Consider the following 21,238-nt stretch of genomic DNA (forward strand, 5'->3'; position numbering starts at 1 on the left):
TCAGAGATGTCTCATCGTAGGTTTTAATCTTCTTTTAGCTACAGAATTTTAAGAGCTACTTAATAGTTAAGAATACATTGATACAACACGTTTAAAGTGTTTACCATACTCTTCAGCTAATGAGAGAGTATAAGCTTTATACATAGTTTTACTTTAAAGTTACTACTAATTATAGAAGATAATTACTTTATAATAGAGAAGATGTATTAAAAAGGAAGCATAAAAAAACTACAAAAGACTTGTCGTACAAGTTTTTGTAGTTTTACAATATAATATAGTAGTTGTCTATTTCTTATATCTCAATTTACCTGTTTCAATAGCAATAGCTGTTCTAGCTAACATAGTGAAAATTATTGCTCCCAATGCCCAAATACCTAAAGTTACTCCAATTTCAATACTAGTAGGAGTATATTCAGCAATTTTGCCATAAGGACCAGGAATGAATCCAGGAACAATTAATCCAAAACCTTTTTCTATCCAAATTGCAATAAATAATATGAAACAAGAAAAATACAGTACTTTGAGATTGTTTCTCAATTTATGGAAGGTTAACATAACCGTTGCTAATATATTTAAAGAAATAGCTGTCCATATCCAAGGTAATAAGGCTGTTTTACCATCCAATCCAAAAAATAAATAATAGGCACTTTCACTGTGATGTGTCGGGGCATAAAACTCTTTAAACAATTCAGAAACTAACATAATTATATTAATTTGAGCAGCTACAGTAACTACTAAGGCAATTTTCTTAATTGTTTTATCTTCTATTTTAAAGTCGGTAAACGTTCTAATAATAGCAAGAACTAGAATAATTAATGCAGGGCCCGCTGCGAATGCTGAAGCTAAAAATCTAGGCCCTAAAAGTGCATTATTCCAGAAAGGACGTGCTTGTAAACCTTGGTAAAGAAATGCTGTTACTAAGTGAATTCCTACAGCCCAAAATACTGATAAGAGTGCACCAGGTACGTAAACATTTTTTTTAGATTCTTTTCCTTGATAATGCCTAAAAAGTATATAAAAAGGTATGCTAATATTCAAAAAAAGGTAGCCATTTAACACAATAACATCCCAAGTAAGCATTGAATTAGGAAAGTTAAAAACTCCAAAACCGGGTATCATATGCCATAATACAGAAGGGCCTCCCATATCAGCTATCACAAATGCTAAACACATAATTAAGGCAGCAACGGCTAATCCTTCACCTATTAAAACAGCTTGCTGAAAATCTATATCTTTTAAAACATAGGTGGGCATTACTAACATAACGGCAGCAGCAGCAACTCCAACTAAAAAGGTGAAATTGGATATATACAATCCCCAACTTACTCTATCGGTCATACCCGTTACACTTAAACCGTGTTCTAGTTGAATAGAATAACAGTACATTCCAATTAACATTATCAGAGTTAAAAAAGCCATCCACAGATGATATTTTTTTGAACCTTTGGTGATAATATCTAAGCTGTCTTTAACTAAACTGGTAAAAACTTTAAGTCTTCTCATCGTATACGTTTTAATCCATAAAGTACCAGAATTTTGGTTCGGTACCTAAATCTTCTTTTAATCTGAATACTTTTTTATTTTCTAATACCCAACGAATGGTACTATTAGGATCTAATAGGTTTCCAAAAATACGAGCACCTGTAGGGCAGGCTTCTACACATGCTGGATTTTTACCAGCCCTAGAGCGCTGTACGCAAAAAGTACATTTTTCCATAACTCCTTTTTTACGCATTCGGTTTCCTAAATAATGTTGATTTTTGTTAATTTCTTCTTCAGGAACTTCTGGTTTACTCCAGTTGAAGCGCCTTCCATCATATGGACATGCAGCCATACAATAACGACAACCTACACACCAATCATAGTCTACTACAACCAATCCATCTTTTTCTCTCCAAGTTGCTTGTACAGGACATACCTCTACACATGGCGGATTATCACAATGAAAACATTGTGTTCCCATATAAAAGTGCCCTTCAGCTGGTACTTCGTGGTAATAATTATCATCTGCCTCATTGAAATTAAAACCTTTTCCGTCTTTCATTTCATGAATTCTGATGTATTGCATTTGCGAATTACGGTCTTGGTTATTTTCTTTTACACAAGCACTTACACAATCCATATAACCTTGACATTTAGATATGTTAAATGCATATCCAAAAAGAACATCTTCTTCAGCATTTTTAGAAGACATATTTATAGTTTTTCCTGTACGTAATTGATAGGAACGGACTAATCTATTAACAGTAGCTTCTTTTTCTTCATTGGTCATAAGTTTATAGTTCCCTTTAAACTGTTCTTCCCAATCTATCTGCGCTTTTTCTTTTGATTCATCGCTAGAAGTGATACTAGTACAAGAAGACATAGCTCCTGCACCAATAAGTAAGCTAGCAGTTAGTTTTTTAAAGGCAGATCTACGATCCATTTTTACATCAAATACTTGATCAAATCCATCTTTATATTTTTCTTCACCAATACTAGCATCTACAGCAGCTTCAAAGAATTCATTTTCAGATAATTCGTTTTTTGAATTATGAGAATCACACCCTCCAGAAGTTTTACCACATCCACAAGAACCAGATGTTTGTTTATGCCTACTGTTTAAGTTGAGTGTAAACCACTTTTTATTTTTATTATTCATGCCTGATTATTTTCGTTCTTTAATTTTCTGAGTATTAAATCGCGCTGGCCATTTAGTATCGAAGCTTGGAGAATGAGGGTTGTGACAGTTTACACATGTCATCGAAGCTCTAGGAGAGGCCCAACTTTTAATACGTTTACCATGGGCACCTCCTGTCCAATCTTTATACTGGTTTTGATGGCATTGACTGCATAATTTATAACTCATGTTAAAGTCAATAGAGTTGTTTGTAAGACTTCTTAAATTATCAGTATTATTACCATCATGACAGGTTGTACAGTTCATGGTGTTTTCATCAGCATGATTTATTTTGATATTCCAATGTGCCTTTTTTTTGTCGTCATTTTGCATTTGGTGTAGCGGTTTGTTATGACATTCGGTACAGGCATAGGATTTAATTTCTCCTTTTCTTTCAGGAATTAAAAAAGTTTGACCATTCTCGATAACTTCAACGGTTTTGATACCTTCAAGATATTTTTCTGAAGAAATAGAAATACCATGATAGTTTTTACTTTCTGCTTCTATTTTATCTGTAATGCTATGATACTCATCTTCTTTATGTTTACAAGAAACAATTAAAAAAGAGATCAAAAAGAAGTAGCTTATTAGTTTTATATGCTGATAGTAATTCATTAGTTTTCAATTTTTCGGATAAAACTTCCAATATCTTCAGTTACTTTATTATTAGGAATATGACATTGGCGACAATTCACTCGCTCTGGGTGTGTAACTCTAATTTCTTTAGGAGCACTTGGTCCTGCATGACAAGCCAAACAATTTTCTCGTAATTGTAATTGATGTGGAATTACAGGAGGACTACCAGCTAAAGCATTATTGATTCCTACAGTTGGAATAGTCCCTCTTTTAAAGTTAGTTTCTTTAAATAAGGTTTGTGTTTTTTGAGGCACATGACATTGGCGGCAGTTTACCATTTCTGGATGCGGTGTTACCGGAGCATATGCTTCAAATTTATCTACATAGCCACCATTTTCATGGCACTTTAAACAAGTATTTTCTCCCATACTACGCTCACTAGTAACTTCGTGAGGAATACTAGGAGGAGCTCCATAAAAAGCTCTATTATCGTAATACGTTTTCATGCTTCGTTGATGGTTTTCATCAATAGGCATGTTAGCATAATCTAAGGCAAACTCTGAACGTTGAAAGACACCTGTTTCAGAAGGGATTATAGGTATGGGGCGGTTATTTTCAATAGGAATATAAGCTTCCTCCTGTCCTTGATAATAACTATAATTCCAAATAGCAATAAATGCAATGCATAAGATTATAAATAATGATATGATACCTAAACGTTTCCTCATAATTTATGCTTTTTCTACTTTAACGGCACATTTTTTATAATCAGGCTCCTTAGAAATAGGACAGAAGGAGTCTAACGTAATATCATTAATGAGCATGTTTTCATCAAAGAAAGGAACAAATACTTGCATAGGCGCAGGTACACCTCTTTGATTTACAGATGCTGGTAAAACTATTTCACCTCTACGTGTTGTTAGTTTTACTTTATCTCCATTTTTTATTTGCATTCGTTTAGCATCTTCTGGGTTTAGTTCTACATACGAATGAGGCATAGCTTTGTGTAATACAGGGATGCGCCTTGTCATAGAACCAGTATGCCAATGTTCCACTACACGACCTGTATTTAACCAATATGGATATTCTGCATCAGGCTCTTCAGCAGCTGGTTCATATGGTCGTTGCCAAATCACAGCTTTTCCGTCAGGTTTCCCATAAAAATGAAAATCTTCTCCATTAGAACAAGCAGGATCGTATTTTGAATTAAATCGCCATTGTGTTGACTTTCCTTCTACGTATGGCCATTGCATTCCAGGATTTTCTTTAAGTACTTCTAATGGAGCCATATTGTGCTTTTTATTATCGTGATGTTTACGATATTCTGCATAAATTTCTTCAATATGTGTACCCTCATCATAGTAGAATTGCTTTTCATACCCTAATCTTTTCGCTACTTCTATCAATTGCCAAGTATCGCTCATAGCTTCACCAGGAGGTTGCACCATTTGTTCAAAATATTGGGTTCTTCTTTCTGAATTTCCATACATACCCTCACGTTCAATCCACATAGCAGAAGGTAAAATTACATCGGCGATATCAGTAGTTGGAGTAGGATAGATATCAGAAACCACAATAAAGCGCCCTTCTTTCTTAGCTCCATCTCTATAGCGTTTTAATTTAGGCATGGTTACCATTGGGTTGGTTACTTGAATCCACATAAAACGAATATCTCCTCTATCTAAAGCTCTAAACATTTCAACTGTATGATACGTTGGTTTAGGATCTATATTTTCCACAGGAACATTCCAAATTTTTGCAGCAAATTCACGATGTTCTTTATTTGTAACCACACCATGAGGTAATTTATGAGTTAAGGTTCCTACTTCCCTTACAGTCCCACAGGCAGAAGGTTGCCCCGTTAAAGAGAAAGGACTATTTCCCGGTGTAGATATTTTTCCAGTTAATAAGTGAATGTTATAAATTAAATTATTCATCCAGGTACCTCTACTATGCTGATTGGGACCCATACACCAAAGAGACATCACTTTTTTATTAGGATTACCATAATATGAAGCCATGTACTTGATATCTTTTGCTGAAACTCCTGAAATTTTTTCAACTTTTTCTGGTGTGTAATCATCTAAGAATTTTTTATAGTCTTGAAAACTAATTTTTTCAGGTTTGTCTTTAAACTTGTATTTATCTTCTAGACCATACCCCATATTAGTTAGTCCTTTACTGAAATTACAGTGTTTTTCAATAAATGATTTGTTAACCCAACCATTCTTTATTATTTCATAACATATTGCGTTGGCAACTGCTAAATCGGTTTGAGGTAAAAATAAAATAGATTTATCTGCAGCCATACTAGTACGTGTTGTACGAGTGGCAAAATCAATAATTTTCACACCTCTTTTTAGGCGTTGATCTAACAATCTAGAAAATAGCACAGGGTGCATCTCAGCCATATTGTTTCCCCATAAGACAAACACATCAGCATGATCGATATCTTCATAACATCCCATAGGTTCGTCAATTCCGAAAGAAGTTAAGAAACCAGTTACAGCACTAGCCATACATAAACGAGCATTGGCCTCAACATTATTAGTACCTATGCATCCTTTAAAAAGTTTTGAAGCTACGTATCCGTCAGGAATAGTCCATTGCCCTGACCCATAAATAGATACTGCATCTTTCCCGTAGTCTTTAATGGTTTCCTTCATTTTAGAAGCGATTAAGTCTAAAGCTTCTTTCATTGAGGTTTCTACATATTTACCATTCTTTTTAACTAGAGGTTTTGTTAAACGGTCTTTACCGTACATTGCCATTACTGAATGATATCCTTTAACACAGCATAGTCCTTTGTTAACTGGCGATTTTGGGTCTCCTTTTACAGCGACAGCTTTTCCGTTTTCAATCCCAACTAAAACTCCGCATCCTACACCACAAAATCTACAGGGAGCTTTTTTCCAGTCTAAATTTCCTCCTTTAGGTAAGTTTTTTTCTTGTTCTCCAGCAAACATAATTCCAGGAAACATGGTAGCGGCAGCTGTCATAGCAGATAATACTGCCATCTTTTTTATAAAATTTCTTCTGTTTGTTGTTGAAGTGTACATGGGCTAATTCTTTTTAGGTGTATTAAATCCTGAAACCATAGCCAATAGTTTTAAGCTACTTATGGTTTCTAGTTTCTGTTTTAAAATATCTTCTTCTGCGTTAGTTTCTGTTTCTGTAATAAGTACTAAAACATCTTTGTTTTCTGCAGGGATAACATCACAATGATTAAGGTTAGAAAGTGCTTGGATAAGCTCTTCTTTTTTGCCATCATGCGGATGGGCTAAATAACTTTTTATAGGCATAAAATAGTGGTATTTAATCTTTAACAAATTAATAAATATATCAATATAAGAAACATGATATTTATCATAACTCATGGTTTTTCAATACGTTATGTTTTTGTGTAAATAACGATTTATGCTCGAAATCAGATAATTAAAGACTTTAAAGTCTTTTTTACATTTAGAGTATGAGCCTTATTTATTTTCGATATAAATAAGTTGTAAGTTTATGATTAGCCTCATAAATTAAGAATAGGGTAACGTTTAATTTTAGTACTTAAATTAATTATAAGTTTATGTTATATAACATTAAAAGTAGAATTTGGATAGAGGCTAATGATAAAGTGTTTTTAGGAGAAGGAAGAATACAATTGTTGAAATCGATAGGAAAAACTCAATCGCTATCTAAGTCGGCTAAAGAGTTAAAAATGTCGTATAAGAAAGCATGGAATTTGATTGATTCAGTCAATAATAATGCTAAACAACCAGTCGTGGTTAAAACTACTGGAGGTAGTGGAGGTGGAGGCACTATGTTAACACCTTATGGAGAAAAACTTATATTGGTTTTTGATAATATAAATGAAAATTGCTGGAAGTATTTAGATAAACAACTTGAAAAACACGCTGCCTTTTTACAAGCAGACTAACTTAATATTATAACATGACTTTTGTCATTCATTAAGCTTGATTTTCTAAAGACCTTTGTGTTTTAAAGTAAGAGAATTTATGGCAAAAAGAATGCAAATTGTTACTGCTGAAGAAGCAGTAGCTTCAGTACAATCTAATAATAAAATATTTTTTCAAGGAGCAGCGATGACTCCTAATTTATTGATTGATAGTTTGTGTGATTGTTATCAAGAGTTATCAAATGTTGAAATTATACAAATTCATACTCATGGTAAAGCCAAGTATTTAGAAGAGCCTTATAGCAAATCGTTTAAACTGGTAAGTTGTTTTGTGGGGGATAATGTTAGAAAAGGAGTTAATACCAATAATGGTGATTATGTACCCATATTTTTAAGTGAGATTCATTGGCTATTCAGAAGAAATATTTATCCGTTAGATGTAGCTTTTATTCAAGTATCTCCTCCAGATAAACATGGGTATTGTTCATTAGGTACTTCGGTAGATATTACGCTTCCTGCTATTTTAACCGCAAAAAAAGTGATTGCTTTAGTAAATCCAAATGTACCAAGAACGCATGGAGATGGTATTATACATATGAGTCGTATAGATTATGCTGTAGAAGTTAATACTCCTATACATGAATCTATTTCAGGAACTCCTTCTGAAATTGAATCAAAAATAGGTAAGCATGTTGCAGAATTAATAGATAATGGTGCCACTTTGCAAATGGGAATAGGGAATATACCTAATGCAGTTTTACACAATTTGACAAATCATAAACGTTTAGGAATTCATACAGAAATGTTTTCTGATGGAATTCTTCCGCTAGTTGAACAAGGTATTATTACAGGAGAAGAAAAAGAAATAAAAACAGGAAAAATAGTAACTTGTTTTGCTGTTGGTTCTAAACAATTATATGATTTTATAGATGACAATCCAATAGTACATTTTAAAGAAGCAGGATATACAAATGATACTTCAATTATAAAATTAAATCCGAAAGTTACTGCTATTAATAGTGCGATTGAAATTGATATTACTGGTCAGGTTTGTGCTGATACTATAGGGCAATATCAGTATTCGGGTGTAGGAGGTCAAATGGATTTTATCAGAGGAGCGTCCCTTTCTAAAGAAGGGAAAGCTATTATTGCAATGCCTTCAATTACAACAAAAGGAATTTCTAAAATAACCCCGTTTTTAAAACAAGGAGCAGGGGTAACTACTACCAGAGCTCATGTACACTATGTTGCAACTGAATATGGGGTTGTAAACTTATTCGGTAAAAGTTTAAAACAACGAGCAAAAGCTTTAATATCCATAGCACATCCTAATTTTAGAGAAGAATTAGAAAAAGAAGCTTATAAAAGATTTCATTAGTTTAGGTTGGTTATAGAAACTATATAGTTTCACTTTTTTAAAAGCCTCTTTGTATGTCATATGAGGCTTTTATGTTTTATAAACTGTCCTATAAATAGGGGAATAAAGATGATTTAAATCATATTTTCCTTATATACTCAACGTTATTTTTGTTGCTGTTAAAAATAAAAACAGATGGACATTATAGAGGAGATACAAAGACTAAAAAAGGAAAAAAATGCTGTTATATTGGCACACTATTATCAAGAGCCAGCGATACAAGAAATAGCAGATTATGTAGGAGATAGTTTAGGTTTATCTCAAAAGGCAGCAGAAACGGATGCTGATATAATTGTTTTTGCAGGTGTTCATTTTATGGCTGAAACCGCTAAAATCTTAAATCCTACTAAAAAAGTATTATTACCCGATGTAACCGCCGGGTGTTCTTTAGCAGAATCGTGTCCGTCAGAAGCGTTTGAGGAATTTATAAAAGCATATCCAGATCATACAGTTATAACCTATGTTAATTGTAGTGCAGAGGTAAAAGCGTTAACTGATATAGTTTGTACTTCGTCAAATGCATTAAAAATAGTGGAATCTATTCCAGAAGAAATCCCAATTATTTTTGCTCCTGATAGAAATTTAGGAAAGTATATCATGCAAAAAACAGGAAGAGATATGGTGCTTTGGGACGGAAGCTGTGTGGTACATGAAGCTTTTTCGATAGAAAAACTAATTCAATTGCATAAAAAATATCCTGATTATAAAATTATAGCACACCCAGAATCAGAAGAACATATTTTAAAAACAGCTACTTATGTTGGTTCCACAGCAGGAATGATTAACTATGTTAAAGAGCATACAGATGAAAAATTTATAGTGGCTACCGAGGCAGGAATTTTACATAAAATGCAACAAGAAGTTCCGAATACAGAGTTGATTCCAGCTCCAGCTAAAGATGATAATACTTGTGCCTGTAGTGAATGTGCGTATATGAAAGTAAATACGATACAAAAGTTATATAATTGTCTGTTAAATGAAGCTCCACAGATAGAAGTACCAGAGAAAATACGTAAAAGAGCTTTGATTCCTATTGAACGAATGCTAGAACTTTCTAATTAAAATGATTACTACGGATTATTTAGTTATTGGCTCAGGAGTAGCTGGTTTAACTTTTGCAATTAAAATTGCTGAACATTTTCCCAACAAAAAGATACTGATTGTAACAAAAGGAGATAAAGATGAATCGAATACCAAGTATGCACAAGGAGGTGTAGCTGTGGTGATTGATAATTGTGAAGATTCTTTTCAAAAACACATTCAGGATACGTTAATTGCTGGTGATGGGCTTTGTGATAAAGCTGTTGTAAAGATGGTGGTAAAAGATGGTCCAAAAAGGTTACAGGAGTTGGTGTATTGGGGAGCTAATTTTGATACAAATCTTAATGGAAACTATGATTTAGGGAAGGAAGGAGGGCACTCAGAACATCGGGTGGTACATCATAAAGATATTACTGGGTACGAGATAGAACAAACATTACTAAGGCGTATACAACAACTAGAAAATATAACAGTATTATCGCATCATTTTGTTATAGATTTAATTACACAACATCATGTAAAAGCAGTTAAAGAGAAAGAGTTAGCATGTTATGGAGCGTATGTATTGAATGAAAAGAATGATACAATCAGTACCATACAAGCAACAAATACTTTATTGGCCTCAGGAGGCATAGGTAAGGTTTACGGACATACTACGAACCCAGTAATTGCTACAGGAGATGGAATTGCCATGGCATACAGAGCTAAAGCTCGTATAAGAGATATGGAGTTTATACAATTTCACCCAACAGCATTACACAATGAAGAAGGAGCCTCTTTATTTCTAATCTCTGAAGCTGTTAGAGGTTTTGGAGCTTATTTGCGAAACAAACAAGGGGATAGGTTTATGTTTGATTATGATGAAAGAGCTGAATTGGCATCTAGAGACATTGTATCGCAAAGTATTGATAAAGAGCTAAAAAAATATGGAGATACACACGTATTTTTAGATTGCACCCATTTAAACATCACAGAGTTTAAAAAGCATTTTCCTAATATTTATCAAAAATGTAAGGACTTACAAATTGATATTAGTAAAGATTGGATTCCTGTAGTACCAGCATCACATTATGTATGTGGTGGAATTGAGGTTGATATTTATGGAAGAACAAGTATTAATCACTTGTTTTCTTGTGGTGAATGTTCAAGAACGGGGTTACATGGTGCTAATAGGTTGGCTTCTAATTCTCTTTTAGAAGCGTTGGTATATTCACATAACATTTTTAAATACTTAACAAGTAATCCTGCAGTAAGTCATGAGGTAAAAATTCCCGAATGGATTGACAATGGGACAGAGGTGCCCAATAGAGATATATTAATACAATATAACTTAGAAGAGTTACAATCGCTTATGAGAAATTATGTAGGTATAGTTCGCAGTAATAATGAATTGCAAGAAGCCAAAATAAAACTCGATATTATATACCAAGAAGTGGAAGGGTTATACAAAACTTCTAAAGTAAATACAGCTCTTTGTGAATTACGAAATATGATAAATGTAGCGCATTTAATTATTAATCAATCCTTAGAGCGAAGAGAAAATAAAGGAGGCTATTTTAATATTGATAATAAGTACTGCGATATTGTAGTTAATAGTTATTTGTAACAACTGATAAAAGAAGTATTAAAAAAAACAGCGCAATAAAACTTTCTTATTTATAATTATTTTAGAAGTTTTATTACGCTGTTTTCTATTATAACATCAATTATAAAATGTTCTTTTCTAGTAAAATAGCTTTAGGATGTAAAATGTTATTTTCAAGATGTATATGTGTATGTAAATCTTGTTCAAATTCCTCTAATTTAGCATATAATGCTCTAAACGTATTACAAGCCCCTTCAGGTGGAGTGTAATTATTACTCAATTTAGCTATTTGCTTAAAGATATTACCTGCACTATCGTGTTCATACTCCATCATTTTTATAGGGTTGTTTACGGTTCCAAAAGGAGGAGTCACCTTATTAGTTCCTTCTTTTTTTGCTTGTACAAGCTGTTTTATGTAGGGAAAAAGGATTTGCTCTTCTTTTTGTAAATGGGCTATAAGCTCGTTTGCAACTTCATGAAATAATTGATTAATTTCTATCACTTCAGGATAATGATGCCCATGTACTTTTGCTACTTTATTAACGTATTGTGATATAATAGGTAAGCTTTCTCTTATGTACATATGATGAACATTTTCAATATAAATCATTAAAAAGTCTAATTCCCATTTATCATAATCTTCAATAATATCTTTTATAACATCAACTTCAGCAAGTTCTTTTTCTAAATCTGACTGATTCACCTTGTTTTTTTCACAAGCTCTTTCAACGGTTATTCCTCCACCACAACAAAAATCAATTCCGTATTTTTTAAATATGTGTGCTGTTTTAATGTTCTCAGTTACATATTCCGCGACTGTTTTGTTTTCTGATATTACCATGACTTTTTATTTTTTAGAGGTGAATAGGGTAGGATTTATAGTTACCATCATCCATCCCCAATTGTTAGTATTATCATCTGCATTTCCTTTTAATACTTCCATTCCTTCAGAAGTAAACATTTGAGAGTATCCTGCTTTAAAGCCTATTTCTTTGGTGAATTTGTATGCATAAACTAAATCAACTTCTGTACCTAACTGTTTTGAAACAGTAGCATTGATATCGGAAGCTGCAGAAAAATTATGTATAAATGCTGTTATATTTGATTTTGGGTTTAAAGAAAAGTTTGCCTTTGCATAAATATCGAATAAACCTACACTGTTCATATGATTTCCAACATAGAAGTAATCCATAAAACCGTTGAATTTATGGTTGGTTCCATAAAAAGGAGAAAAGGCTTTGTTTTCATCAGCAGAAGTATTGTAGTCGTTACCACTTTGTAATTCGGCTCCTAAACCAACTTTGGTAGTTTTAGATATCTTATAATTGGCTTCAATACCAAGTAAATAAGCACTTAGGTCTCTATTTAAAGCATCATTTCCAAATTGATAGTATAGATTAGCAGTAATATTTAAATTATCCTTTTTTCCTTTTAAATGTGTACCAACAGTTTGACTGTATTTAAGCCCATTTGGAGTAGACATTCCATTATTCAAGAATAAAAAACTACCAGAAAAATCATTCCAATCTTTATGCAACCATGCATATTGCATTGCTTTATAAGTATTAGGGGTAGTTAAATCTGTACCTGTTAAATTTTCACTAGATTGATTAAAAGCCAAACCAATATCAAACTTAAAATCATTTTTTTGATACTTTAGCATTGCCATATCATGGCTGCGAGCTTGTTGAGCCCAACCTACATTACCAAAAATTCTACTATCATCGTAAATAACCTCTTGACGTCCTAGTTTAACAGAAAAATTAGAGTCTAAGAGTATTTCTCCCCAAGCTTGATGTATACTTAAACCATTATTGTCTGCACTGTTTAGTTGCGGAACATCTCCCCAAACCCTTACATCTTGAAAACTGATATAAAAGTTTAATTTTTCTATGGAGTAACTAGTGTTTAACCGTGTTCTTTGCGAAACAAACATTGCTGGATCTGTATTGTCAGGAAATAATGTTTTAAATCCATGTCTATACTCAGCACGTGGACGTACCTCTGCATCAATTTTTAACTGAGCAAATGTTGTAGTAATAGCAAAAAGAAATAATGCTGTAGTAATTCTATATGTTCTCATAAAATTGTGTATTTCGTATTTTTACACAAATTACAGAGGTTCTTGCTTTAAAAAAGATGATAAAAATCATCCTTTATTAAAAAAGAGATAAAAACATCTTTTTTGTAAGTAATGTAAGTAAATAACTACTAATCAAATTAAAAGAACACATAAATGAATGATAAAATATTGACTTGGAAAGATGTTATTTATTTTGCAGTAAATGAAAATCCAATACCAGACAGTAGAGTAGAAAAGACTCCAGAAGAATGGAAAGCGGTTTTAACACCTGAACAGTTTAAAATTACAAGACAAAAAGGAACAGAACGTCCTAATTCTGGAGAATTGTGTAGTGTGTATGATGCTGGTAAATACAAATGTGTGTGTTGCGGTACACCATTATTTGATTCTTCTATCAAATTTAGCTCAGGTACAGGTTGGCCAAGTTTTACACAACCTATTAAAGAAAATGCTATTAAGTATGAAAAAGACACTACTTTTGGAATGGTGCGAGTAGAAGTGATGTGCAATACATGCGATGCTCATTTAGGACACGTGTTTCCTGATGGACCTGAACCTAGTGGATTACGTTATTGTATTAACTCAGCATCTATGGTTTTAGATACTGAATAAAATGTGTGAAATAAATGACAAAGAATAATAAAGAAGTATTAACTGTCGGTGGTGGTTGTTTTTGGTGTGTTGAAGCAGTCTTTAATCAAATAGAAGGAGTAGAAAAAGTAGTATCAGGATATATGGGAGGAACCGTTCCAGGAACACCAACCTATAGAGAAGTGTGTTCTGGATTAACAGGACATGCAGAAGTAATTCAAGTAACCTATAATCCTGATATTATAAGCTTTGAAGAGTTGTTAATAATTTTTATGACAAGTCATGATCCTACAACTTTAAATAGACAAGGAGCCGATGTAGGTACTCAATATCGATCAGTTATTTTTTATCATACTGATGAACAACGAGCAATAGCAGAGAAAGTAATAGAGGAATTAAAGCCTTATTTTGAAGAAACTATTGTAACTGAAGTAAGTGCTGCTTCAACATTTCATGCAGCAGAAGACTATCATCAAAACTACTATGAAAATAATAAGGAACAAATGTATTGTGCAGTAGTAATTTCGCCTAAGTTGTCTAAACTTAGAAAAATGTACGCAAATAAGTTAAAATCTGAAAATTAGAACTAAACGTGTTAGACTTTACCATAAAAGATATTTTTAATAAAGAATTGCCTGCGGATCCTGTTCAAGAGAACGCTCGAAGACAGGTTACTGAAGCTTGTTTTTCATTTGTAACACCTAAAAAGACATCCAATCCAAAGATGTTACATGTTTCAGATGAAATGGCGAAGTCGTTAGGACTTTCGGTAGAAAAAATAGCTTCAGAAGAATTTAAAAATGTTTTTACAGGAAACGAAGTACATTCCAATACCTCTCCTTACGCGATGTGTTATGGAGGACATCAGTTTGGACATTGGGCAGGTCAATTAGGAGATGGTAGGGCAATTAATTTGTTTGAAGTTCTTCACGATAACAAAAGATGGACTTTACAATTAAAAGGAGCTGGAGAAACTCCATATTCACGAACAGCAGACGGATTAGCAGTATTACGTTCTTCTATTCGCGAATATTTGTGTAGTGAGGCGATGTATCATTTGGGAGTTCCTACTACGAGGGCATTATCGTTGGCATTGTCGGGAGACCAAGTGTTACGAGACGTGATGTACGACGGAAATACTGCCTATGAAAAAGGAGCAATTGTATGTAGAACTGCCGAATCTTTTTTACGCTTTGGAAACTATCAGATTTTAGCAGCCAGAAGAGATGTAAAAACCTTGAAAATACTGGTAGATTATACCATTAAACATCACTTTTCTCATTTAGGAATACCTTCAAAAGAAACGTATATTTCCTTTTTTAAGGAAGTTACAGACCGTAGTTTAGAAATGGTAATTCATTGGCAACGTGTTGGGTTTGTACATGGAGTAATGAATACAGATAATATGTCTATTCTAGGTCTTACAATTGATTATGGACCTTATGGATGGTTAGAAGGTTATGACCATGGTTGGACGCCTAATACAACCGATAATACTCACAAACGTTATCGATATGGTACACAACCTGAGATTGTTTTGTGGAATTTGTATCAGTTAGCAAATACGTTATACCTTTTAATTGAAGAAGCGGAACCCTTAGAAGCTATTTTGGAATATTATCAAGAAAAGTTTCCTGAGGTTTACATGCAAATGATGCGAGAAAAATTAGGACTTTTTTCCTCAAAGGAAACAGATGAAAAATTGGTTTCAGACTTAGAAGAGGTACTCCAAAAATCAGAAACGGATATGACTATTTTTTTCAGATTGTTAGCAAATATCTCAAAAAAAGATACTGTCCAAAATGCCATCAAAAAAATAGAAAAAGCATTTTATACACCTTCAGAAATTGTTGATGAACTCAAATTATCTTGGGAAAATTGGTTTCAAAATTACTTGGAAAGATTGGAAGATGAAACTATTTCAGATGAAGATAAAAAGACAAAAATGAATGCTGTAAATCCGAAATATGTGCTTCGAAATTATATGGCTCAATTGGCAATTGATGATGCAGATAAAGGAAATTATACGCTTTTAAATGAGTTATATGAGCTGTTAAAAAATCCGTATGACGAGCAACCAAAACACGAAAAATGGTTTAGAAAACGACCAGAATGGGCTCGAAATAAGGTAGGATGTTCTATGTTATCCTGTAGTTCTTAGTGTATTTTTAATATTCAATTAATTGTTTAAATGAAAGATTTTAAAAATCTGGCTTTTAATTGTTTGTAATTTTATTTTATAGTACATTTAAACATTTGTTGTAATAAAAAATGTAAAAAAATTTGGATATTACATTTTTATAATTGAATATTTGTGCTCGTAAAAGTTCAAACACTTATTGACGATGTTATCAAGAAAGGTGGAGGGATTAGACCCTATGAAGCCTTAGCAACCCTTTGTGCAAACAAAGAAGGTGCTAAATTCTACCAGAGTGCAAAACTCGAGGATAGATAACCTAAAAGAAGTTTCAATAAAAACTACTGAGACTTCTTGTAATTTCTTAATAACATTTTTCTAGTAAGCAACATCTAAAAATAGATGTGTTTTGGCTTTTGGTTTAATTTTTATTAACTCAAAAACAAGAAAAATGAGTACACAAAAATTCGCAACAAATGCGTTGCACGCAGGTCACGATGTAACACAAACAAGTGGAACTAGAGCAGTTCCAATTTATCAAACTACGTCGTATGTTTTTAACGATGCAGAACATGCAGCAAATTTATTTTCGTTAAAAGAACTCGGGTTTATTTACACCCGATTAAATAATCCCACGAATCAAATTTTGCAAGATCGTTTGGCTGCTTTAGAAGGTGGTATTGGAGCTGTAGTTTTTGCTTCAGGTACTGCTGCTATTTCGACTGGATTGTTAACCTTATTAAAAGCAGGAGACCATATTGTCGCTTCTAGTAGTTTGTATGGTGGAACCTACAATTTATTAAATGTCACTTTACCAAGATTAGGAATCACTACTACGTTTGTAGATGCATCAAACCCAGATAGTTTTGCAGAAGCTGTACAAGAAAACACAAGAGCTTTTTTTGTAGAATCATTAGGAAATCCTAAGTTAGATGTGTTGGATTTAAAAGCCATATCTGCACATGCTAAAAAAGCAGAAGTGCCTTTTATTGTAGATAATACAGTGGCTACACCAGCATTATTAAACCCGATAGAACATGGAGCCGATATTGTAATTCACTCGTTAACAAAATACATTGGTGGACAAGGAAACTCATTAGGAGGAGCAATTATTGATGCAGGAACCTTTAACTGGGCAAATGGAAAGTTTCCTGAGTTTACAGAACCTTCAGCAGGATATCACGGATTGGTATACTATGAAGCTTTAGGAGCTGCATCGTATACGTTTAAACTGATTTTAGAAGGATTACGTGATTTTGGTGGCGCTTTAAGTCCAACAAATGCTTTTAACATTATTCAAGGATTAGAAACCTTAGAAGTACGAATTCAAAAGCATAGTGATAATGCATTGAAACTAGCAAAGTGGTTGCAAGAACAAGATGAAGTTGCTTGGGTAAACTATCCAGGTTTAGAAGGAAATACATACAAAACTTTAGCTGATGAATACTTACCAAAAGGTCAAAGTGGATTGGTAACCTTTGGTGTTAAAGGGGGCTACGAAGCAGCTAAAACTATTGCAGACAACACAAAACTCTTTTCATTATTAGCCAATATTGGAGATACTAAATCTTTAATTATCCATCCAGCGAGTACTACACACCAACAATTGAGTGATGAAGCGCAAGAAAGTACGGGAGTAACGAAAGACTTAATTCGTTTATCAGTTGGTTTGGAAAACATTGAAGATTTAAAAACCGATTTACAAGAAGCATTTGCTAAAATTTCTAAAGAAGTATTAGCATAATAAAACAAGCTACCAATTCTGAATTTACTTCAGGATAACATTAAACAATATCGGTAATGAAAAGTGATTTACAGCACATACATATTCTTAGTTATACCACAATAAGCGGTACGCAATTCGATACAATTCCGTTAAGCTACCAAGTTTTTGGAAAAACATTGGGTACCGCTCCTGTAGTACTTATTAACCATGCACTAACAGGAAACAGCAATGTTGCAGGAACTAATGGTTGGTGGCAAGATTTAATAGGAGATAACAAGGTTATAGACACTAAAGAATATACCATTTTGTGCTTTAACATACCAGGAAATGGGTATGACGATTTTTTAATTGATGATTATAAAAGTTTTGAAGCACGTGATATTGCAAACATTTTTCTACAAGGGCTAGAACAACTCAACATAACACAATTATTTGCGTTGATAGGAGGATCTTTAGGTGGTGGAATAGCATGGGAAATGGCTGTGTTGAATCCGAAAATTACCGAGCATTTAATTCCAGTAGCAACCGATTGGAAATCGACCGATTGGTTGATAGCGAATTGTCAAATACAAGAGCAATTTTTAATCAATTCTAGCAATCCTGTACACGATGCACGCATGCACGCAATGTTGTGTTATAGAACACCAGAGTCGTTTAAAAAACGTTTTCAGCGTTCGAAAAATGAAGAATCCACGCTTTTTAATGTAGAGAGTTGGTTGTTACATCATGGAAAAAAGTTACAAGAACGCTATCAATTAGCTTCTTACAAATTGATGAATCAGTTATTAAAAACCATTGATGTAACAAAAGGAAGAGAAGGGCTGGATGTATTGGAAACCATCGAAGCAGACATCCATATTGTTGGCGTAGATTCTGATTTGTTTTTTACTGCGGAAGAAAACAGAGAAACACACAAACAACTAGCATCTGCTCATGCGAATGTAACCTACAATGAAATTAATTCAGATCATGGGCATGATGCTTTCTTAATAGAATACAAGCAATTAGAAAAAATTATTGAACCGATATTCAATCAAAAATCAACAAATAAAAGAATGAAAATTTTAAAGTTTGGCGGAAAATCTTTGTCGAATGAAGGGATACAAAATGTAGTATCTATCATAGAGCAAAAAATTAATGAAGGAGAAAAGATAGCAGTGGTGGTATCAGCAAGAGGAAATGCCACAGATGAGTTAGAAGAACTCTTAGAAAGAGCCGCTAAAAATGAAGCTTTTAAAGAACAATTAGAAGCGTTTCGATTTGAGCAAACCAAATTAACTCCGTTGGTAGATTTTTCTACGGAATTTAATCGCTTAGAAAAGTTGTTTGAAGGGGTACATTTGTTAGGGGATTATAGCCAAAAGATAAAAGATGAAGTGTTGGCACAAGGTGAGTTGTTATCGATAAAAACGGTAACCGACTTGTTACAACAAAAAGGGATCAATGCACTAGCTACGGATTCGAGAGCGTTGTTGAAAACAGATGAAACTGTTGGGAAAGGACAATCAATTGTAGAGGTATCTAAAGAAAATGTGTTAAATCATTTTAAGCAGCATAACGGAACAACGGTTAATGTAGTAGCTGGCTTTATAGCATCAAACCTAAAAAACGAAACCACTACGTTGGGTAGAAATGGGAGTAATTACACAGCCTCGTTATTAGCGAACTATTTGGATGCTGAAGAGTTACAAAACTATACACATGTAGATGGAATCTTCACTGCCAATCCTGATTTGGTAGCAGATGCTAAGAAGATAGAAGTATTGTCATTTTCAGAGGCAAATGAATTGGCAAATTTCGGAGCGAATATCTTACATGCTAAAACCATTATTCCATTATTAGAGAAGAACATCAATCTTCGAATTTTAAATACTTTCAATCCTAATGATAATGGTACGTTGATTACAGCAAAATCAACTTTAAAAGGAATCAAATCCTTATCGGTTTTAGACAAGGTTGCTTTAATCAATTTTGAAGGAAGAGGCTTGTTAGGTAAAGTAGGAGTGGATGCACGTATCTTTAAAGCATTGAGCAATCACGGAATTAGTGTAAGTATCATTTCACAAGGTTCTTCTGAAAGAGGTATTGGTTTAGTAGTTGATAAATCGAATGCTACATCAGCTGTAAAAGCCTTAGAACAAGAGTTTGAAAATGATATACAAACGAAAGATGTCAATCAGATTTCGATTCAAGATGAAGTATCGGTAATTTCAATAATTGGTCAAGATTTAAGTGAGTTTCACCACCCATACAACGCTTTAATTAAGAACCAAATAGTTCCATTATTGTTTAACAATACCATTACAGGTAAAAATGTGAGCTTGGTAGTGAAGAAAGAGCAATTACACAAGGCGTTGAATGTTATTCATGGTCAAGTATTTGGAGTCGCTAAAAAGATTAACATCGCTGTTTTTGGTAAAGGTTTGGTAGGAGGAACGTTAATAGAGCAGGTTTTAGAAAACACAAAATCAATTTTAGAAAGACGCAAAATTCAATTAAACATTTTTGCGATTGCTAATTCAAAAAAAGTGTTTTTAGAAAAAAATGGAGTTGGAACTAATTGGTCGAAGGAGCTAGAGAAAAATGAAGAAAATCAGGATATAGCTAACAGTGTAATCAACTATGCGAAAGAGCATCACTTAGAGAATTTAATCGCAGTAGATAATACAGCTAGCTTAGATTTTATAGAGAATTACATTCCATTAGTCAATGCTGGATTCGACTTAGTTTCTTCTAACAAAATAGCAAATACAGTTTCGTATGATTTTTATAAAAAACTGCGCACAACCTTAGATAAAAATAAAAAGAGTTATCTCTATGAAACCAATGTTGGTGCAGGTTTACCATTGATTGATACGATTAAACTATTACACGATTCAGGAGAGAATATCACGAGAATTCGAGGTGTATTCTCAGGATCTTTAAGTTATTTGTTTAATAAGTTTTCTGCGGAAGATGTACCATTTTCAACAGTGTTACAAGAAGCCATTGATAAAGGATTTACAGAACCAGATCCTCGTGAAGATTTATGTGGAAATGATGTTGCCAGAAAGTTGTTGATTTTAGCTCGTGAATTGGATTTAGAAAATGAATTTGAGGATATTCAAATTGAAAACCTAATTCCATCAGCATTTAGAGAAATATCTTCTGACGAATTTTTATCAAGTTTAGAGAAGCTAGATACTACATTCCAACAACAAAAAGAGGCACAGGAAGAAAGTCATGTATTACGATATATTGGTGATTTGCATGGTGACTTACAACAGTCGAAAGGAGAATTGGATGTAAAATTAGTATCTGTACCAGAGAATTCACCCTTAGGAAGTTTAAAAGGTTCTGATGCCATTTTTGAAATTTATACGGAGTCTTATGGAGAACAACCTATTGTCATTCAAGGAGCAGGAGCAGGATCTAAAGTTACTGCAAGAGGCGTATTTGGAGACATTTTACGATTAGCAAAGAATAATAACTAGAATTAAGAACCCAGAAAATAGAGCAGAGAGAAAAGATATAAAG

At 33.3% G+C, this 21,238-nt stretch carries 17 protein-coding genes and 1 riboswitch; of the genes, 9 read left to right on the plus strand and 8 right to left on the minus strand.

What is annotated here, in order from left to right; translation table 11 throughout:
* Window positions 1-285: 285 nt before the first annotated feature.
* From dsrP to ACQY6M_RS14105, 6 genes are read right to left on the minus strand one after another with little or no spacing between them, the layout of a single operon-like run.
* Entirely contained in the window at window positions 286-1,503 is a 1,218-nt protein-coding gene (dsrP, locus tag ACQY6M_RS14080) for a sulfate reduction electron transfer complex DsrMKJOP subunit DsrP (RefSeq protein ID WP_428741180.1), read from the minus strand.
* A gap of 10 nt (window positions 1,504-1,513) precedes the next feature.
* The gene (locus ACQY6M_RS14085) at window positions 1,514-2,641 is read right to left on the minus strand and encodes a 4Fe-4S dicluster domain-containing protein (RefSeq protein WP_428741179.1); all 1,128 of its coding nucleotides are present in this window, start codon (window positions 2,639-2,641) and stop codon (window positions 1,514-1,516) included.
* A 6-nt stretch (window positions 2,642-2,647) separates the two neighbouring features.
* Window positions 2,648-3,274, minus strand: a complete 627-nt coding sequence (locus ACQY6M_RS14090; RefSeq protein ID WP_428741178.1) for a cytochrome c3 family protein — start codon at window positions 3,272-3,274, stop codon at window positions 2,648-2,650.
* Window positions 3,274-3,963, minus strand: coding sequence for a nitrate reductase cytochrome c-type subunit (locus ACQY6M_RS14095; protein ID WP_428741177.1), 690 nt, complete (start codon window positions 3,961-3,963; stop codon window positions 3,274-3,276). The genes ACQY6M_RS14090 and ACQY6M_RS14095 overlap by 1 nt, the downstream gene beginning before the upstream one ends.
* A gap of 3 nt (window positions 3,964-3,966) precedes the next feature.
* Window positions 3,967-6,252 carry a molybdopterin-dependent oxidoreductase gene (locus ACQY6M_RS14100; protein ID WP_428741176.1) on the minus strand — a complete coding sequence of 762 codons (2,286 nt, stop codon included), beginning with the start codon at window positions 6,250-6,252 and terminating at the stop codon, window positions 3,967-3,969.
* Between the two features lie 45 nt (window positions 6,253-6,297).
* A complete protein-coding gene (locus ACQY6M_RS14105) occupies window positions 6,298-6,612 on the minus strand; it encodes a hypothetical protein (RefSeq protein ID WP_428744966.1) in 315 nt (104 codons plus the stop codon).
* Between the two features lie 200 nt (window positions 6,613-6,812).
* Between ACQY6M_RS14105 and ACQY6M_RS14110 the strand changes: the two genes are divergently transcribed.
* From ACQY6M_RS14110 to nadB, 4 genes are all read left to right on the plus strand, one after another.
* Window positions 6,813-7,163: a winged helix-turn-helix domain-containing protein gene (locus ACQY6M_RS14110; protein WP_428741174.1), complete on the plus strand. Its 351-nt coding sequence runs from the start codon at window positions 6,813-6,815 to the stop codon at window positions 7,161-7,163.
* Window positions 7,164-7,254: 91 nt separating this feature from the next.
* Window positions 7,255-8,520: an acetyl-CoA hydrolase/transferase family protein gene (locus tag ACQY6M_RS14115; protein ID WP_428741183.1), complete on the plus strand. Its 1,266-nt coding sequence runs from the start codon at window positions 7,255-7,257 to the stop codon at window positions 8,518-8,520.
* 174 nt (window positions 8,521-8,694) lie between these two features.
* Entirely contained in the window at window positions 8,695-9,621 is a 927-nt protein-coding gene (gene nadA / locus ACQY6M_RS14120; protein ID WP_428741173.1) for a quinolinate synthase NadA, read from the plus strand.
* Window position 9,622: 1 nt separating this feature from the next.
* Entirely contained in the window at window positions 9,623-11,206 is a 1,584-nt protein-coding gene (nadB, locus tag ACQY6M_RS14125) for an L-aspartate oxidase (RefSeq protein WP_428741172.1), read from the plus strand.
* Window positions 11,207-11,306: 100 nt separating this feature from the next.
* Here the strand turns inward: nadB and ric are convergent, their stop codons facing one another.
* Complete coding sequence (gene ric / locus ACQY6M_RS14130) at window positions 11,307-12,026, minus strand: iron-sulfur cluster repair di-iron protein (RefSeq protein WP_428741171.1); 720 nt, start codon at window positions 12,024-12,026, stop codon at window positions 11,307-11,309.
* Between the two features lie 6 nt (window positions 12,027-12,032).
* Window positions 12,033-13,268 (minus strand): alginate export family protein, encoded by a 1,236-nt coding sequence (locus ACQY6M_RS14135; protein ID WP_428741170.1) that lies wholly within the window; start codon window positions 13,266-13,268, stop codon window positions 12,033-12,035.
* Between the two features lie 165 nt (window positions 13,269-13,433).
* Here ACQY6M_RS14135 and msrB point away from each other — a divergent pair, with 165 nt between their 5' ends.
* The 5 genes from msrB to thrA all read left to right on the plus strand — a co-directional run bounded on the left by msrB (window position 13,434) and on the right by thrA (window position 21,195).
* Entirely contained in the window at window positions 13,434-13,880 is a 447-nt protein-coding gene (msrB, locus tag ACQY6M_RS14140) for a peptide-methionine (R)-S-oxide reductase MsrB (protein WP_428741182.1), read from the plus strand.
* Between the two features lie 14 nt (window positions 13,881-13,894).
* Entirely contained in the window at window positions 13,895-14,443 is a 549-nt protein-coding gene (msrA, locus tag ACQY6M_RS14145) for a peptide-methionine (S)-S-oxide reductase MsrA (protein WP_428741169.1), read from the plus strand.
* A gap of 8 nt (window positions 14,444-14,451) precedes the next feature.
* Window positions 14,452-16,020: a protein adenylyltransferase SelO gene (locus ACQY6M_RS14150; protein WP_428741168.1), complete on the plus strand. Its 1,569-nt coding sequence runs from the start codon at window positions 14,452-14,454 to the stop codon at window positions 16,018-16,020.
* A gap of 184 nt (window positions 16,021-16,204) precedes the next feature.
* Window positions 16,205-16,317: riboswitch (SAM riboswitch) on the plus strand.
* 130 nt (window positions 16,318-16,447) lie between these two features.
* Window positions 16,448-17,740 (plus strand): O-acetylhomoserine aminocarboxypropyltransferase/cysteine synthase family protein, encoded by a 1,293-nt coding sequence (locus tag ACQY6M_RS14155; protein ID WP_428741167.1) that lies wholly within the window; start codon window positions 16,448-16,450, stop codon window positions 17,738-17,740.
* Window positions 17,741-17,796: 56 nt separating this feature from the next.
* Window positions 17,797-21,195: a bifunctional aspartate kinase/homoserine dehydrogenase I gene (gene thrA / locus ACQY6M_RS14160; RefSeq protein WP_428741166.1), complete on the plus strand. Its 3,399-nt coding sequence runs from the start codon at window positions 17,797-17,799 to the stop codon at window positions 21,193-21,195.
* Window positions 21,196-21,238 lie beyond the last annotated feature (43 nt).

Source organism: Tenacibaculum sp. (assembly GCF_050290165.1).
GTDB lineage: Bacteria > Bacteroidota > Bacteroidia > Flavobacteriales > Flavobacteriaceae > Polaribacter.

Excerpts from the sequence above, each read along its gene's own strand:
- dsrP (WP_428741180.1), bottom strand. The coding sequence starts at position 1,503 with ATGAGAAGACTTAAAGTTTTTACCAGTTTAGTTAAAGACAGCTTAGAT.
- ACQY6M_RS14085 (WP_428741179.1), bottom strand. The coding sequence starts at position 2,641 with ATGAATAATAAAAATAAAAAGTGGTTTACACTCAACTTAAACAGTAGG.
- ACQY6M_RS14090 (WP_428741178.1), bottom strand. The coding sequence starts at position 3,274 with ATGAATTACTATCAGCATATAAAACTAATAAGCTACTTCTTTTTGATC.
- ACQY6M_RS14095 (WP_428741177.1), bottom strand. The coding sequence starts at position 3,963 with ATGAGGAAACGTTTAGGTATCATATCATTATTTATAATCTTATGCATT.
- ACQY6M_RS14100 (WP_428741176.1), bottom strand. The coding sequence starts at position 6,252 with ATGGCAGTATTATCTGCTATGACAGCTGCCGCTACCATGTTTCCTGGA.
- ACQY6M_RS14105 (WP_428744966.1), bottom strand. The coding sequence starts at position 6,612 with ATGAGTTATGATAAATATCATGTTTCTTATATTGATATATTTATTAAT.
- ACQY6M_RS14110 (WP_428741174.1), top strand. The coding sequence starts at position 6,813 with ATGTTATATAACATTAAAAGTAGAATTTGGATAGAGGCTAATGATAAA.
- ACQY6M_RS14115 (WP_428741183.1), top strand. The coding sequence starts at position 7,255 with ATGCAAATTGTTACTGCTGAAGAAGCAGTAGCTTCAGTACAATCTAAT.
- nadA (WP_428741173.1), top strand. The coding sequence starts at position 8,695 with ATGGACATTATAGAGGAGATACAAAGACTAAAAAAGGAAAAAAATGCT.
- nadB (WP_428741172.1), top strand. The coding sequence starts at position 9,623 with ATGATTACTACGGATTATTTAGTTATTGGCTCAGGAGTAGCTGGTTTA.
- ric (WP_428741171.1), bottom strand. The coding sequence starts at position 12,026 with ATGGTAATATCAGAAAACAAAACAGTCGCGGAATATGTAACTGAGAAC.
- ACQY6M_RS14135 (WP_428741170.1), bottom strand. The coding sequence starts at position 13,268 with ATGAGAACATATAGAATTACTACAGCATTATTTCTTTTTGCTATTACT.
- msrA (WP_428741169.1), top strand. The coding sequence starts at position 13,895 with ATGACAAAGAATAATAAAGAAGTATTAACTGTCGGTGGTGGTTGTTTT.
- ACQY6M_RS14155 (WP_428741167.1), top strand. The coding sequence starts at position 16,448 with ATGAGTACACAAAAATTCGCAACAAATGCGTTGCACGCAGGTCACGAT.
- thrA (WP_428741166.1), top strand. The coding sequence starts at position 17,797 with ATGAAAAGTGATTTACAGCACATACATATTCTTAGTTATACCACAATA.